The sequence below is a fragment of the Streptomyces sp. NPDC007917 genome (assembly GCF_042959105.1).
In the GTDB taxonomy this organism is placed as follows: domain Bacteria; phylum Actinomycetota; class Actinomycetes; order Streptomycetales; family Streptomycetaceae; genus Streptomyces.
The window spans coordinates 1-13,708 of the sequence record NZ_JBIBKK010000034.1 but is presented as its reverse complement, the minus strand read 5'-3'; the positions used below and the strand labels follow the sequence as shown (position 1 = coordinate 13,708).

Genomic DNA, 13,708 nt, shown 5'->3' with positions numbered 1-13,708 from the left:
ACTACACCTGTAGTTGGGGAGGAATCATGAAGCAGCCCCGTGCCGTCGTCATCGGCGCCGGAGTCGGCGGACTCACCGCCGCCGCGGCCCTGCACCGCAGCGGCTGGGCCGTCACCGTCCTGGAGCGCGCTGCCACCCTGGAACCCGTCGGCGCCGCGATCTCGCTCACCCCCAACGCCCAACGCGCCCTCGATGTGATCGAACTCGGCGACGAAATACGCGCCTTGGCCGCCTGGCGGAGCGACGGCGAGCTGCGCGCCCCCGGCGGCCGCCGGCTCGCCCGGATGGACGGCGCGGCGGCAACCGCGCGGTACGGCGGCCCAACCGTCCTCCTCCACCGCGCGACCCTCACGAGCCTGCTCGCCTCCCGGCTGCCCGGGGACCGCGTACGCGCCGGGGCCGCCGCCGAACTGGCCGACCCCGGTGCCGTCGGCCGCCCCGCGCGCGTGACCGTGGCGGACGAGGAGTTCGAGGCCGAACTCGTGGTCGCCGCCGACGGCATCCACTCGGCGGCCCGCCGCGCCCTCTTCCCCGGCCGGCCCGGGCCCCGCTACGCCGGATTCACCACCTGGCGCATCCTCGCCCCCGCCCCCGAGCAGCCCTTCACGCCCCATGAGACCTGGGGGCGGGGGCGGTTCTGGGGCACGCAGCCGCTCCTGGACGGCCGCATCTACGCCTACGCGGCGGCCTTCACCCCCGAGGACGGGCGCGCGCCCGACGACGAGAAGGCCGAACTGCTCCGGCTCTTCGGCGACTGGCACCGGCCGATCCCCGATGTCCTCGCGGCCGTCGAACCGGGCGATGTCCTGCGCCATGACATCCACCACCAGACCGAACCGCTGCCCGCCTACCACCGAGGCCGCACCGCCCTGATCGGCGACGCGGCCCATGCGATGGCCCCCACCTTGGGGCAGGGCGGCAACCAGGCCATCGAGGACGCCGTCGTCCTCGCCCACCACCTGGCCGCCGCCAACCACGCCGACCCCGCCGACCCCGCCAACCCCGCCGACCTGCCGGGCGCACTGGCCGCGTACACCCGCGACCGACTGCCCCGCACGATGGACATCGTGCGCCGCTCGGCACGCACCAGCCGCATGTCGGCCCTGTCCAGCGCCCCCGCGGTCGCCCTGCGCGACGCCGCGCTGACCGCAGTCAGCCGGCTGGTTCCTGGCCTGCTGCTACGGGGCTTCGACGGCATAGCCGACTGGCACCCGCCAAACCCGCGGCAGGGGCAGGCCGCGCACGGACGAGGTGCGGCGACTGGCGACCGTGGGCAGCGCGGGGCCCGGCGTCGTGGAAGAGTGAGGAGGTGATGAAGAGCAGGCCCTCCCGCTGGCCACCCGGCAGGTCCGGCAACTGATCAGCCCGCCGCTCCGGGACGCTCTGTGCGGGTCCGGCGCGAACGCCCGGAGCTACGACCCCCGGGTGCCGCGCCTGTACCGGCGGTGCACAGCACGCAGTTGAGCCAGCTCTTCCTCGAAGGCGCTACACCGGCCTGAACCTGTTCAAGCTCTGCCGTTACCTCAAGGAAGAGCTCCTGATCATCCTCGCCACCTGCTCCAGCGAGGCCGTGCTGCCCCGCATGGTCGGCAAGATGGAACACCTCGGCGCCTCCCGCCCGGTCGTGGGCCTCACCCTCCCGACCGGCTACTCGTTCAACCTCGACGGCACCGCCATCTACCTGACCATGAGTTCGCTCTTCCTGGCCCAGGCCCTCGACATCCACATGTCGCTGGGCGAGCAGTTGGTGATGCTGGGCATCATGATGCTCACGAGCAAGGGCGCGGCCGGCGTCCCCGTCCTCGACGGCAAGGACGTCTCGCCCCTCACCGCCACCGGCGAGCAGCAGCGGGCCGACGCCCTGTCCGCCGGCGTCGTAGCACCGGCAGCAGCGGGCTGACCCCCGCGCGAGTCGCGCCCCGGCTTCCCGGGATCACGTCAAGCCGGCGACCTTTCCCAGCTGCTCGTCGACGCGTCCTCGCGCGACCAGCACCGACGGGGTGCGGGTCGGCCGCAGCCGCCTGTCTCTCATGGGCCCTCGGCCTCCGGGCCGACCCTCCTGACTAACCGTCCACCAACGCCGCCACCAGGCGCGTCATAGGGGGCCGTGGGTCAGGTGTGCCTGGCCAGCTGGTCATCAGGAGGTGGTGCGCGGTGCCGACGATGGCGAGGGCCACTGTGCACGGATCGACGGTCTCCGCCACCCGGCCGAGCCGTTGCTCGGCCTTCAGATAGGCGGTGATGGCCTCCTGGATCGTCGTGAAGCCGGGCGCCCCGCCTTCCAGGGCCTCGCGGATGCGAAGCGCGGCGGCGGGGCGAGTCATGGCCAGGCCCGAGATGGCGGGACCGCCGGAGTCGAACAGCGCGAGAGCGACAGCCTCAAGGTTCCGGGCCACCGTGCCCTGTCCGGCGAGCCCCGACAGTTCCTGCGCCTTTGCCGCCGTTCGCGCGAACCGGTCGAGGCAGAGCTCGGCCACGAACTCGTCGAGCCCCGCGAAGTGCGCATGCAACAGTCCCTTGGCGCAGCCCGCCTCGGTGGTTACGGACCGGCTGGTGAGCGCGCCGGGCCCGTCCCTTTCCACGACGCGCTCGGCGGCCGCGAACAGCCGCTCGCGTACGTCCGGCGTCGCCACTCCGCGCGGTGACATGACCCTCTCTTCCGTTCCGCCTTCGCCGCCTTCAAGGGGGCGCGATCCCTTGATGGTAGCGGGGATTGCCAGTTTGGGCACCTGCCCATACTGTTTGGGCGCACGCCCATTCTCTGATCCGCTACAGGAGGCACCCGTCGTGCCGGACATCGTCAACACCGAGCAGTCACAGGCGTGGAACGGCTCCGAAGGGGCCCACTGGGCCCACAACCAGGACCGCTGGAACGCCGTGAACGAGGGCTTTGACGAGCCGCTTCTCGATGCCGCCGGAATCACCGGGGATCACCGGACCCTCGACCTCGGTTGCGGCTCCGGGCAGACGACGCGCCTCGCCGCGCTCCGGGCACCCCAAGGGCGCGCACTGGGCCTCGACCTCTCCGGCCCGATGCTGGCCGAGGCACGGGCCCGCGCTGAGCGAGAGGGAATCACCAACGCCTCCTTCATACAAGGCGACGCGCAGACACACCCCTTTGAGGCGGGCGCGTTCGACGCGGCGATCAGCCGCTACGGGGTGATGTTCTTCGCCGACCCCCTGGCGGCCTTCAGCAACGTCGCCCGGACGCTGCGGCCCGGCGGGCGCTTGGCGTTCGTCTGCCCGGCTGATGCCACGCTCAACGAGTGGGTGGCGGCGGTGGCATCACTGAGCGACTTCGTGACGCTCGGCGACTTCGGGCAGCCGGGGCTGCCCGGCATGTTCTCGCTGGCCGCCCCGGACCGCATCCGCGACATCCTCACAGCAACCGGATTCACCGGCATCACCATCACCCAGGCACAGGCGTACGGGGCATGGGGACACGGAGCCGAGGACGCGGCGGAGTTCTTGCTGGGGACGGGACCCGGTCGCCACCTGATGGAGCAGATCGACGCCACTGCACGGGCCGCCGCGCGCCGCACCCTGACGGACCATCTGCACGGCCATGAGGCGGCGGACGGCACGGTCCGGCTGCTCAGCACGTCGTGGCTGGTCAGGGCGGACCGCCCGGCCGATGACCGGTCGGACAGGCCCTAGTTGTGCGGTGACCGCACAGGTTCGCCGGGTCGGTGGTCTCTTCGTTCATCCTGGGAGCGGGTCCTGTGCCTCTGGACGGCGGTATCGCCCAGAAGGAAAAGGCCTTGCCTCGGGGCCGCCACTCACGTTGGCTGGGCAGCATGGCTGAATTGCGTACCGATCGCCTCGTCCTCCGTCGATGGCGTGACTCCGACCTTGAACCGTGGGCGGCGATGAATGCCGATCCCGAGGTGCGGGAGCACTTGGGCGACCTGCTCACCCGCGAACAGAGCGATGCCCGCGTGGCGCAGTTCCAGGCCGAGTTCGACCAGCGAGGCTACGGGTGGTGGGCGGTTGAGGTGCAGGCCACGGGCGAGTTCATCGGCTTCGCAGGCTTGGACCAGGTGGACGACGGCATGCCGTTCACCGGAGTGGAGATCGGCTGGCGGCTTGCCCGCTCGGCCTGGGGCCACGGTTACGCCACCGAGGCGGCGCTGACCGTCCTGGCCTACGGCTTCGACACTCTGCAGCTTCCCGAAATCCTCGCTGTGACAACGACGACCAACCTCCGCTCACAGGCGGTAATGCGCCGCATCGGCATGACCCGGGACCCGGCCGACGACTTCGACGACCCCACCGCGCCCGAGGGGCCCCTGCGTCCGAACGTGCTGTACCGCATCGCCCGTCGTACGACGATCTGATGTTCTCCGCCGGGGCGCTGACCAGGCTGCGGGCTGCAGCCTCTGACCTTCCTGATCACTGCGGCAAGCTCAGCCGCGGCAGCGCGGCCGGTCGGGAAGGGGCCGAGCTCATCCCGGTCGCTGACGGTCCGGGGGCCGCGCACACGGGAGGCGGGGCTTACCTCCGGGCGTGCCGCGCGCACACGAGAGTGGCTGACGCCTCGGCGCATGCGAAGTGGACCAGCTTTCGAGCCGGGAAATGGCCCTTTCTCCCCACTGACCACGGTGGTTGACTGCCGACGATCAGTTCTCGCCGCCGTCCCGAGGAGCGCCTGTGCCCAGGTTCCTGCCGCAGCCCGGCCCGCCGCGTGTCCTGGCACAGGCGCAGCTCGCCAACTCCATAGGCGACGGTGCCTTCTACGCCACGTCCGCCCTCTTCTTCACCCAGATCGTCGGCCTCTCGGCCGCCCGCGTCGGCCTCGCGCTCACCATCGGCTGGTGTACGGGCATGCTCGCCGGCGTACCGCTGGGATACCTCGCCGACCAGTGGGGACCGCGCCGCACCGCGCGGCTGCTGGCGGTCTGCACTGCCGCCGCGCTGCTGTCCTTCCTCGTGGTGCGCAGCTTCCTGCTGTTCGTCCTCGTCTTCTGCCTCTACGCCTGCTGCCAGGGAGGCCTGTCCTCCGCCCGCCAGGCGTTGCTCGCGGGTGTCGTCGATGCCGACGAACGCACCCGAGTCCGCGCCCAGTTGCAGTCCAGCCTCAACGGCGGGCTGGCGCTGGGCGCCGGTGCCGGCGGGATCGCGCTGGCCGTGGGGACCGAGCCCGGGTACCTCTGTGTCTTCGTCCTGGACGCGCTGGCGTTCCTCTGCGCCGTCCTCATCCTCGGCCGGCTCCCGGAAGTGCCGCCCGCCCCGTCCGAGGCCCGCGTCCAGGGCGAGCCGCGCCTCGCGGTGCTCCGTGACCGTCCGTACGCGCTGCTGACACTTCTCAACGCGGTCCTCTACCTGAACATGCCACTGCTCAGCCTCGGCCTGCCGCTGTGGATCGTGGAGCGCACCGACGCCCCCAAGTCGATGGCGGCCGTCGTGCTGGTGGCCAACATGCTCAGCGTCGTCGTCTTCCAGGTGCGCGTCGCCCACCAGGTGACGGACCTGGCGACCGCGGCCCGCGCCACCGCCCGGGCCGGTGTGCTGATGCTCGCGGCCTGCCTGGTGTACGCGGCCTCCGGCGCGTCGGCGGGCGCCCTCGTGGCCGTCGCCGTGCTGCTCGCCGCGGCCGTCGTGCAGGTCTTCGGCGAGATGACGCACGGCGCCGGCGCCTGGGAGATCGGCTTCGGCCTGGCCCCGGACGGCCGGCAGGGCCAGTACCAGGGCTTTTTCGGGATGGCCCCGCAGATCGCCCGGATGCTGGGCCCGGTCGTGATGACCACGCTGCTCATCGGCTGGGGCACCGGCGGCTGGCTGGTCCTGGGCGGGCTGTTCGCCGGCGCGGGCCTCGCCGTCGGCCCGGTCGCCCGTTACGCACAGCGGGGCCGTACGAAGACGTCGGCGCCTTCCTCACCGCACAGCCTGCCCGAGGCGCCTTCGCGTCCGTGAACCGACCCTGTTGATCCCCTCGTGCTCGGTGAACTCGCTGGCCGAAGCCGTCCGCGGCCAGTCACGCCGGCGGCGGGGTGAGTTTGGCGGCCACGGCGTCGAGGACCCAGTCCAGGCCGGTCGCGAAGGATGTCTCCGCGTCCACGTCCGTGCCGTCGTAGACGGCCTTGGACAGCGCCGGGAATCGGCCCGTGGCCAGTATTCTCGTCACATGCGGGCCGGAGGCGCGCTGCCACTCGTGCTTGGACAGGCCCGTGGCGCGCTCGGCCCGCAGATTCGCGATCTCGCGCCTGATCGCGCCGATGAAGTAGGCGCTGACAGTCTCCACGGCGCGCATGACGGTGTCGACATCGGCGAGGCCGTCGAGGGCGGAGAGCGTGGCCTCGGTCACGGCGAGGCCGTTCGGGCCCAGGCTCGGGCGGCCGCCGAGCAGGTCGGCCAGCCATTCGTGACGGAGGGCGGCCTGCCTGGTGCGGTGGGCGAGGACGCGCAGCGACTCCCGCCAGTCACCCGGCTGCTCCTCGGGGAGGATCTCGGCGTAGACCTCGTCCACCATGAGGTCGAGCAGCCCCTCCTTGGTGGAGATGTATCCGTACAGCCGCATCGGGCCGGCGTCCAGCCGGGCGGCGACCTTGCGCAACGACACCGCCTCCAGCCCGCCCTCGTCGGCCAGCGCGATGGCGGCGGCGACGATCCGCTCACGGTCGAGCGGCACGGGGCGAGTCGGCGGCTCCGGCCGGTCCCACACAGTCATGGTCACACCATACAGTTGCGATACGCCGCAATGAGGCAATACGGTGTATCGATATGAGACACCGCATCGCAGTGGTCGGGAGCGGCCCTGCCGGCCTTACCTTCGCCCGCGTCCTGCACCGCCATGACTACCCCGTCGCCGTCCTCGAACGCGATCCCGCCCCCGACGCCCGCCCCCCGGGCGGCACGCTGGACCTGCACGAAGGGCTGGGACAACTCGCGCTGGACAAGGCGGGGCTGCTGGCGGAGTTCCAGGCGCTGTCTCGTCCCGAGGGGCAGGCCATGCGCATCCTGGACACGGACGGGACCGTCCTGCGCGACTGGCGACCCCGTCCAGATGACCAGGCCAATCCGGAGATCGACCGCGGGCAACTCCGTGACCTGCTGCTCGGCCCTCTCGACGTCCAGTGGGGCCGGGGCGTGACGCAGGTGGTGCCCGGCGCCCGGGATGGCGTGCTGGTCCGTTTCGCGGACGGGCGACAGGAGACGTTCGACCTCGTGGTCGGCGCGGACGGCGCCTGGTCCCGGGTCCGCCCGGCAGTCTCGTCGGTGACGCCGCACTACACCGGCGTCACCTCGATCGAGACCTCCCTCGACGACGTCGACACCCGCCATCCTGACCTCGCCCGGTTGATCGGCGACGGTTCCATGGCTGTGTACGGCGTGAACCGAAGCCTCGTCGCCCAGCGCAACAGCGGCGGCCACGTGAAGGTGTACACCAAGTTCCGCGCGCCGCTGGACTGGGACGCGAACCTGGACCTGGCCGACGTCGAGGCCGTGCGATCGAGTCTGTCGGCGCTGTTCGACGGCTGGGCCGCTCCTGTCCTCGACCTCCTCCGCAACGGCACCGCTTTCGTCCACCGCCCCTTCTACGTCCTGCCCGTGTCCCACACCTGGACCCACGTCCCCGGGGTGACGCTACTGGGCGACGCCGCCCATCTGATGCCCCCACTGGGGGTGGGCGCGAACCTCGCGATGCTGGAAGGCGCCGAACTCGCCGAGTCCATCGCCACCGGCCCTGGAGAACTGGACGAGGCCGTCCGCGCCTTCGAGGAACAGATGTGGGAACGGGCCGGCAGGTGGGCGAAGATCACGACGGCCGGTCTGGAACGCCTTGTGAGCCCGGACCCCGCCGAAGCCCTCGCCCTCTTCGACCAAGTCCAGCCCTCCTGACTGCCAAGTGCGACCGCCACCTGCGACCGCCACCTGCGGGGCACTCGCTGGGCGCTGAGGCTGCCCGGCGGGCAACCCGGGGCGTCCGGGATCAGGCGCGGCGGGCGGCCCACACGGTGCGCTCGGTGCGCACCGCCAGGTCGTCGCGGCGCAGGATGCTGTGCGGGCTGCCGGTGTCGAGGAGCCGGTCGAGCGCGGTGAGGTCCTCGGGGGAGAGCTCGGTGGCGGCGGCGCTGCGGATGCGTTGCAGGCCGCTGAGGGCGTAGCGGCCGATCGCTTCGCTGCGGGCGCCCTCGATGTTCACGGCGATGGTGCGCTCGCCCTCGACCGTGAAGCCGGCGGCGGTCAGCAGCGGGCCCCAGTCGGCGCCGCGGTGGGGCATGCGCTCGGCCTGGAAGCGGTCGGTCACGGCATGGCAGCGCTCCTCCAGGCCAGGCCGGTCCTCGGGGGCGCTCTCGGGCAGGAAGCGGGGGAAGCCGGCCAGCTCTACGACGGCGAACAGGCCGCCGGGCGTGAGCGCGTCGTGGACGTTGCGCAGTGCGCGCTCGGGGTGGGCCATGTGATGCATCGAGGCCGACGCCCACACCAGGTCCGGTGAGCCGAGGTCGGGCCAGGCGGAGTCGTCGAGGTCGGCCTGCACGGTGCGCACCTGCTCCTCCAGGCCGCGGGCGCATGCCTTTGCGCGCAGGTGCTGGAGGTGTGCGGCGGAGGTGTCGACGGCGGTGACGTGCGCGTCGGGAAAGCGGTCGAGGAGGGCGAAGGTGCCAGTGCCCGTGCCACAGCCCAGATCCACGATCTGACGCGGGTCGGTCTTCAGCGGCAGCCATGCGGTGATGGAGGCTGTGTGCTCGGCGAGGACCTCGGCGTCCAGGTCGAGGATCTCCGCCAGGCCGTCGGCGTCGTGCTCCTGGTGGCGGCCGTGGTGGGCGCCGTGGTGGGGGCCGTGCGGGTGCGCTTGGTTCATGCGTCCACCGTAGGCCGGTCATGCGTTTGCGGCATGGCTGCTCCCGGTTTGCGCAAGGAGATGGCCGGATGCGCTGCCCGAGGCGCAAGATGCCGCCGTCGCGCCGCCCGCGCAGTCACTCACCGGCACCATGAGCGCCGCCGTCGCTGCCCTCGCGCTGGTGGCCGCGGCGCGCGTCGCGGTCGAAGATGCCCAGGATCTCGCACGGCCCGCCCTCGGCGCCGATCGCGTGCGGCATCATCGTCGGGAACTCGGCAGCCTGGTTGGTCTCGACGCGGAAGCGGCGGTGACCGAGCATGAGGATCGCGGTGCCGGACAGGACGACGAGCCATTCGCGCCCCGGGTGGGCACGCATGCGTGCCGGGTTCTCGGGCGGTGGTTCGGTCATGCGCTGGCGCACCACACTCATGCCGGGGTCACCCTTCACGAGCCAGCGCATCGAGCCGTGGGCGCCGTCGGTCATCGGGCTGCTGACCACGTCGTCAGCCGCGGTCTCCACGAGCTGATCCAGCGTGGTGTCCAGGGCGCGGGCGAGAGTGACCAGCTGATCCAGCGCGAGGCGGCGCTGGCCGTTCTCGATGCGGCTCAGCGAGGACTGGCTGAGGTGGGCACGGGTGGCCAGTTCCTCAAGAGACCAGCCCTGCGCCACCCGCAAAGCGCGGATCCGTTTGCGTACGAGGCTGTCCAGATCGCCATCTTCTTGCGTCATGAGCAACATCGTATGCCCAAGGTGCAAGCCAGGGTTAGCGTCGAGTGCAGACGGCCCGGAACCTTCGGGGCCACGCACAAGGAACGTGAGGAAGCCAAGGCTGTGACGACTCCATACCCGAGTGACGCACCGCCCAGCGGGACCGTCGACGCGGTGGTGATCGGCGGCCGTGCCGCGGGGCTGAACGGTGAGCTGATGCTCGCCCGCTCCCGCCGCCCGCTCGTCGTGATCGACAGCGGCACTCCGCGCAACGCGCCCGCCGAGGCCATGCACGGTTTCATCGGCCGCATCGTCGTCGGCGAGGCGGGCCTCGGCCGAGCCCGCCGCCCCGTCGGCCGAGGGGGATCTGCCTGGTTCACTTCACCCACGGCCCTTCCCTGAAGGAGGACGGCACCCTCGCGGAAGGGCACCTGACCACCACTGAGGTGCCGGGCGTGTGGATGGCCGCCAACGCCACCGGCCTCAGTGCCCAGGTCGGCGCCTCCGCCGCGGCCGGCGCCTTGGTCGGCTCGCACATCGATACCGCGCCGGCCACCGAAGACACCGATGCTGCCCTCGCCGCAGGCCAGGGCGAGGCACCCGCCCTCTGTCATCCCGCCGCGGCACCGGCCCATCGCTCGACCGCACTCGGCGATGCGCGCGGTGGCCGGGACTCTCCCCCCTTCACTCGGCGACCGGCCCTGCTCCGGCGCTGACTCAGCATGCCGTTCTGAGAGGAATTCATGAGTACGAACCAGCGCGTACAAGCCACTGAAGCCGACGGCGAGAGCGCACCCGATGCGCGGCAACTGCGCACCATCCTGACCGCCGTCTGCATCGCACTGATGGCCGTCATCGCCTCGGTATCCGGGCTGAACGTCGCGCAGACCCACATGGCCGTGGAATTCGGCGCATCGCAGAACACGGTCTTGTGGATCATCAACATCTACACTCTCGCCCTGGCCGCGCTGCTGCTGCCGCTCGGTGCCGTCGGCGACCGCCTGGGCCGCAAGCCCATGCTGATCGCCGGCCTGGGTGTCTTCGGCGTCGCGAACGTTGTCGCGGGTCTGGCCCCGTCGGCTGAGGTCATGCTCGCCGCGCGCGTGGCCGGCGGCATCGGCGCCGCGATGATCATGCCCATCACCCTCGCCGTCATCACCTCCACCTTCCCCGAGGAGCAGCGCGGGAAGGCGATCGGTGTGTGGACCGGCGTCGCCGGTGGCGGCGGCATCCTGGGCATGTTCCTCTCCGCGTTCCTCGTCGACGCCGCCGACTGGCGCTGGTTGTTCGTTCTGCCGGTGGTCCTGATCTTCGTGGCCCTGGCCATGACGCTGACGTCGGTTCCCAACTCCCGCGAGACCTCGGCCCATCGCTTCGACACCGTCGGCGCGCTGGTCTCCACCGTCGCCGTGGTCGGCCTCATCTTCGTCCTGCAGGAAGGCCCCGAACGCGGCTGGACCGCCCCCGCCACTCTGATCAGCCTCGCCGTCGGTCTCATCGCCGCCATCGGCTTCGTGGCCTGGGAGCTGCACCGCCGCGACGCCTCCCTGCTGGACGTGCGCCTGTTCCGGGAGCGCGGCCTGGCCAGCGGCTCGATCACGCTCCTGGTGGTCTTCGGTGTCCAGGCGGGCATCGCCGTGGTCCTCTTCCCGTTCTTCCAGGCCGTGCTCGGCTGGTCGGGCCTGCAGTCCACAGCGGCGCTGATGCCCATGGCCGTCATGATGATGACGACCTCCGGCCTGGCCCCCAAGCTCGCCGCACGTATCGGCCCCCGCCCGACGATGGCTGCGGGCATCGCGCTGGCCGGCGTCGGTCTGGCCCTCATGGCGCTGTTCGTCTCCGCCGACGGCGGATACCTGACGATCCTGCCCGGCATGCTCGCCATGGGCATCGGCATGGGCCTGTCGATGACCCCGTCCACCGAGGCCATCACCGGCTCCCTGCCCCGCGCGAAGCAGGGCGTCGCCTCCGCCCTCAACGACGTCACCCGCGAGTTCGGCACCGCACTCGGCGTCGCCCTGCTCGGAGCGCTGCTGGCCAACGGCTACCGCGGCGCCATCGACAGCCGACTGAACGGCATCCCCCAGGGGGCCGCGGACACCGCCCGCGAAGGCGTCGCCAACGCCGTCGAGGCGGCGGGCAGCGCCGGCCCACACGCGCGGGACCTGCTTCACGCCGCCCAACAGTCCTTCATCGACGGATGGCAGCAGGCCATGTGGGCAGGCGTCGCCGTCATGGGCGTCCTGTTCGTCTACATCGCCTTCCGCGGTCCCAAGAACACTGACCCCGCGGTCACGAACGAGACAGAAGCCACCGAGGCCGTAGCCGCCCAATGACCACATAGGAACTGGGCGCACCGCGGGAAATCCGCTCGTGCCACAGCAGTGCTAAGGGCCCCGAGGGCGCCGACCACGATCGCGAGCAGAGCGGCCGCGCCAACACTGTGCTCGGTGCTCTGGGTGATGTGGACTCCTCCGGGCCCGCGGCGCGTCGTCCGGGGGTTCTTCACTTCCAACGGGGGCTCGCCATTGGCGGCGCGGCCGGCGGGCGGGCCCAGTGTCGGGGGAGGGCTGCCACCGAGTGCCGCCCGCTAGGACCGCGTCGCCCTCGCGCACTCGTCCCCAGAGGACTCGGCCCGCCCGACCGGCACGCTGCGGTCGTACGGGTCGACCTCCGTGCCGGTCTCGTCCGCCTGGCGGTCCGTGCCGAAGGGCGGGGTGAAGTAGCCCGTGGGGGCGCCGCAGCCGCCGTTGGTCATGTCGTACTTGTACGAGACGATCGAGAACGTGCCCGGCTCGGTGATCACCTTGTCAGGGTCGTCCCAGCTCATGACCAGCTCGCGCCGGACGATCGTGCGCACGATCTCGTCGTCGCCGCCCGCGTCCGCGGGGGTGACCGGGTAGACGAAGGTGACATCGGCGGTCACCTGGAGCGCGCCGCGCTCGCCCTCCCGGTAGGTGAGCCGGCCCCGGGTCTTCACGACGTCGCCGACCAGGTGGGTGCGGGAGGGCTGGAAGCGGCTGAAGAGGAGGAGGGGGTCGTTCTTCTCGCTCGGGGTTCGGAAAGCGGTTCTCAGAAAGTCTTGGACGTCCTTCTGGTGCGGGTTGATCAGTGCAATCGCCTTCTCGGGGCGCTCGCCCCGCAGCACCCCGCGGTCCAGGCTGGACGCGACGAGGAAGTCTCGGCTGTGGGCGAGGGCCCGCTCGACCTCGGCCGCGCTCATCCAGCCGACCGCCGTGGCCTTCGGCACGGTGATCCCCGCTGCTCCGCTCGCCCACCTCGCCGCCGGCGAGCCGCGGAACGGCTCCTCCATGGTGGGGCGTTGGGCGCGCTCCGCCGGGGGTGCCTGGGTCGGACGGGCGGTCTCGGCCGCCTGCGGCGAGGAGTCAGTGGTGCCGGCGAACAGGTCCAATATCGGCCCCGGCGCGAGCGCCACCACCAGCAGCACCAGCGAGGCCAGCAGCCCGACCACGTACCAGCCGGTGCGCCGCTTGGGCCGCGCGGGCGTGTAGCTGCGCCAGCCCTCCGGGCCGCGGTCGGGCTCCGCGCGCAGCCGCCTTGCCACCTCACGGGCCCGCGCCGACGGCTCCTTGGGCGCGTCGACGGCACCCGCCACCGACTCGCGCAGAAACCGCTCCCACTCCTCGTCGGACCTCGACGAGCCGTCCGGCTCCGTACCCGCGCCCATCCTCAACCCCCTGGCAATCAGTAGACCGCGGCCCACTCCCCTGGGGCGCGTCCGCATAATGCCACAGAGCACTGACAGCGAGGCCGGCCGGGCGGACCCCCTGGCCGTCCACCACTCACCGCGCGGCACCAACATCACGATGCGAACCGGCTGGTCCAGCCACCCGTCGACGAAGAGACGGGCACGCCTAGCGCCGTACTCAACCACACGCCGTGCTCGTCTTCGCGAAGCCGGGTAGCAGTCCACTGCACGCTCACACTGCCGTCGTACTTCCGAAGGTCGACCGGCACGGAGGTGCTCTCTGTGGTCATGCCAAGACACCAACCAGGATCGCCGTGGCACTGCGCGACTCGTGTGTTTCTTCGGCTTTCGACCTCGAGCGTGTCTCGAACCGGGGTCGCCCACCGGGTCATTCCCCGGACTTACGGGCTGCCCCGCGATTGATCTTGGGGCGTGCTGGCCCGGTGATTCGACGGGCTGGTGGTTCAGCATTTCGCTGGTCGGCCCGTTACTCGTACCGGTACTTCAG

At 71.5% G+C, this 13,708-nt stretch carries 14 protein-coding genes; 9 read left to right on the top strand and 5 right to left on the bottom strand.

Going from position 1 to position 13,708, the window contains the following annotated elements; all coding sequences use genetic code 11:
• The first annotated feature begins 26 nt into the window (after positions 1-26).
• The gene (locus ACFZDL_RS40955; protein WP_353596303.1) at positions 27-1,313 is read left to right on the top strand and encodes an FAD-dependent monooxygenase; all 1,287 of its coding nucleotides are present in this window, start codon (positions 27-29) and stop codon (positions 1,311-1,313) included.
• A gap of 182 nt (positions 1,314-1,495) precedes the next feature.
• Positions 1,496-1,900: a cation:dicarboxylate symporter family transporter gene (locus tag ACFZDL_RS40950; RefSeq protein ID WP_391193909.1), complete on the top strand. Its 405-nt coding sequence runs from the start codon at positions 1,496-1,498 to the stop codon at positions 1,898-1,900.
• Between the two features lie 163 nt (positions 1,901-2,063).
• Here the strand turns inward: ACFZDL_RS40950 and ACFZDL_RS40945 are convergent, their stop codons facing one another.
• Positions 2,064-2,648: a TetR/AcrR family transcriptional regulator gene (locus ACFZDL_RS40945; RefSeq protein ID WP_353596304.1), complete on the bottom strand. Its 585-nt coding sequence runs from the start codon at positions 2,646-2,648 to the stop codon at positions 2,064-2,066.
• Between the two features lie 139 nt (positions 2,649-2,787).
• Between ACFZDL_RS40945 and ACFZDL_RS40940 the strand changes: the two genes are divergently transcribed.
• The 3 genes from ACFZDL_RS40940 (at position 2,788) to ACFZDL_RS40930 (ending at position 5,913) form a co-directional block, all read left to right on the top strand.
• Positions 2,788-3,657, top strand: a complete 870-nt coding sequence (locus tag ACFZDL_RS40940) for a class I SAM-dependent methyltransferase (RefSeq protein ID WP_353596305.1) — start codon at positions 2,788-2,790, stop codon at positions 3,655-3,657.
• A 140-nt stretch (positions 3,658-3,797) separates the two neighbouring features.
• Positions 3,798-4,337, top strand: coding sequence for a GNAT family N-acetyltransferase (locus ACFZDL_RS40935; protein WP_353596306.1), 540 nt, complete (start codon positions 3,798-3,800; stop codon positions 4,335-4,337).
• Between the two features lie 313 nt (positions 4,338-4,650).
• Positions 4,651-5,913 carry an MFS transporter gene (locus ACFZDL_RS40930; protein WP_353596307.1) on the top strand — a complete coding sequence of 421 codons (1,263 nt, stop codon included), beginning with the start codon at positions 4,651-4,653 and terminating at the stop codon, positions 5,911-5,913.
• A gap of 61 nt (positions 5,914-5,974) precedes the next feature.
• Here ACFZDL_RS40930 and ACFZDL_RS40925 read toward each other — a convergent pair whose 3' ends face one another.
• A complete protein-coding gene (locus ACFZDL_RS40925) occupies positions 5,975-6,667 on the bottom strand; it encodes a TetR/AcrR family transcriptional regulator C-terminal domain-containing protein (protein WP_353596308.1) in 693 nt (230 codons plus the stop codon).
• Positions 6,668-6,720: 53 nt separating this feature from the next.
• On the opposite strand from ACFZDL_RS40925, the gene ACFZDL_RS40920 reads away from it, so the two are divergent.
• Positions 6,721-7,839: an NAD(P)/FAD-dependent oxidoreductase gene (locus ACFZDL_RS40920; protein ID WP_353596309.1), complete on the top strand. Its 1,119-nt coding sequence runs from the start codon at positions 6,721-6,723 to the stop codon at positions 7,837-7,839.
• Positions 7,840-7,930: 91 nt separating this feature from the next.
• Here ACFZDL_RS40920 and ACFZDL_RS40915 read toward each other — a convergent pair whose 3' ends face one another.
• Both ACFZDL_RS40915 and ACFZDL_RS40910 read right to left on the bottom strand, forming a co-directional pair.
• Positions 7,931-8,803 (bottom strand): class I SAM-dependent methyltransferase, encoded by an 873-nt coding sequence (locus ACFZDL_RS40915; protein WP_353596310.1) that lies wholly within the window; start codon positions 8,801-8,803, stop codon positions 7,931-7,933.
• Positions 8,804-8,918: 115 nt separating this feature from the next.
• Positions 8,919-9,512, bottom strand: coding sequence for an XRE family transcriptional regulator (locus ACFZDL_RS40910; protein WP_353596311.1), 594 nt, complete (start codon positions 9,510-9,512; stop codon positions 8,919-8,921).
• 102 nt (positions 9,513-9,614) lie between these two features.
• Here ACFZDL_RS40910 and ACFZDL_RS40905 point away from each other — a divergent pair, with 102 nt between their 5' ends.
• From ACFZDL_RS40905 to ACFZDL_RS40895, 3 genes are read left to right on the top strand one after another with little or no spacing between them, the layout of a single operon-like run.
• Positions 9,615-9,893 carry a hypothetical protein gene (locus tag ACFZDL_RS40905; protein ID WP_391193868.1) on the top strand — a complete coding sequence of 93 codons (279 nt, stop codon included), beginning with the start codon at positions 9,615-9,617 and terminating at the stop codon, positions 9,891-9,893.
• Positions 9,894-9,952: 59 nt separating this feature from the next.
• Positions 9,953-10,207 carry a hypothetical protein gene (locus ACFZDL_RS40900; RefSeq protein WP_353596312.1) on the top strand — a complete coding sequence of 85 codons (255 nt, stop codon included), beginning with the start codon at positions 9,953-9,955 and terminating at the stop codon, positions 10,205-10,207.
• 27 nt (positions 10,208-10,234) lie between these two features.
• Positions 10,235-11,827, top strand: coding sequence for an MFS transporter (locus tag ACFZDL_RS40895; RefSeq protein WP_353596313.1), 1,593 nt, complete (start codon positions 10,235-10,237; stop codon positions 11,825-11,827).
• Between the two features lie 254 nt (positions 11,828-12,081).
• Here ACFZDL_RS40895 and ACFZDL_RS40890 read toward each other — a convergent pair whose 3' ends face one another.
• Positions 12,082-13,179, bottom strand: a complete 1,098-nt coding sequence (locus tag ACFZDL_RS40890; protein WP_353596314.1) for a hypothetical protein — start codon at positions 13,177-13,179, stop codon at positions 12,082-12,084.
• Between the last annotated feature and the right edge of the window lie 529 nt (positions 13,180-13,708).

Excerpts from the sequence above, each read along its gene's own strand:
- ACFZDL_RS40895 (WP_353596313.1), top strand. The coding sequence starts at position 10,235 with ATGAGTACGAACCAGCGCGTACAAGCCACTGAAGCCGACGGCGAGAGC.
- ACFZDL_RS40910 (WP_353596311.1), bottom strand. The coding sequence starts at position 9,512 with ATGACGCAAGAAGATGGCGATCTGGACAGCCTCGTACGCAAACGGATC.
- ACFZDL_RS40925 (WP_353596308.1), bottom strand. The coding sequence starts at position 6,667 with ATGACTGTGTGGGACCGGCCGGAGCCGCCGACTCGCCCCGTGCCGCTC.
- ACFZDL_RS40920 (WP_353596309.1), top strand. The coding sequence starts at position 6,721 with ATGAGACACCGCATCGCAGTGGTCGGGAGCGGCCCTGCCGGCCTTACC.
- ACFZDL_RS40890 (WP_353596314.1), bottom strand. The coding sequence starts at position 13,179 with ATGGGCGCGGGTACGGAGCCGGACGGCTCGTCGAGGTCCGACGAGGAG.
- ACFZDL_RS40915 (WP_353596310.1), bottom strand. The coding sequence starts at position 8,803 with ATGAACCAAGCGCACCCGCACGGCCCCCACCACGGCGCCCACCACGGC.
- ACFZDL_RS40935 (WP_353596306.1), top strand. The coding sequence starts at position 3,798 with ATGGCTGAATTGCGTACCGATCGCCTCGTCCTCCGTCGATGGCGTGAC.
- ACFZDL_RS40900 (WP_353596312.1), top strand. The coding sequence starts at position 9,953 with ATGGCCGCCAACGCCACCGGCCTCAGTGCCCAGGTCGGCGCCTCCGCC.
- ACFZDL_RS40955 (WP_353596303.1), top strand. The coding sequence starts at position 27 with ATGAAGCAGCCCCGTGCCGTCGTCATCGGCGCCGGAGTCGGCGGACTC.
- ACFZDL_RS40945 (WP_353596304.1), bottom strand. The coding sequence starts at position 2,648 with ATGTCACCGCGCGGAGTGGCGACGCCGGACGTACGCGAGCGGCTGTTC.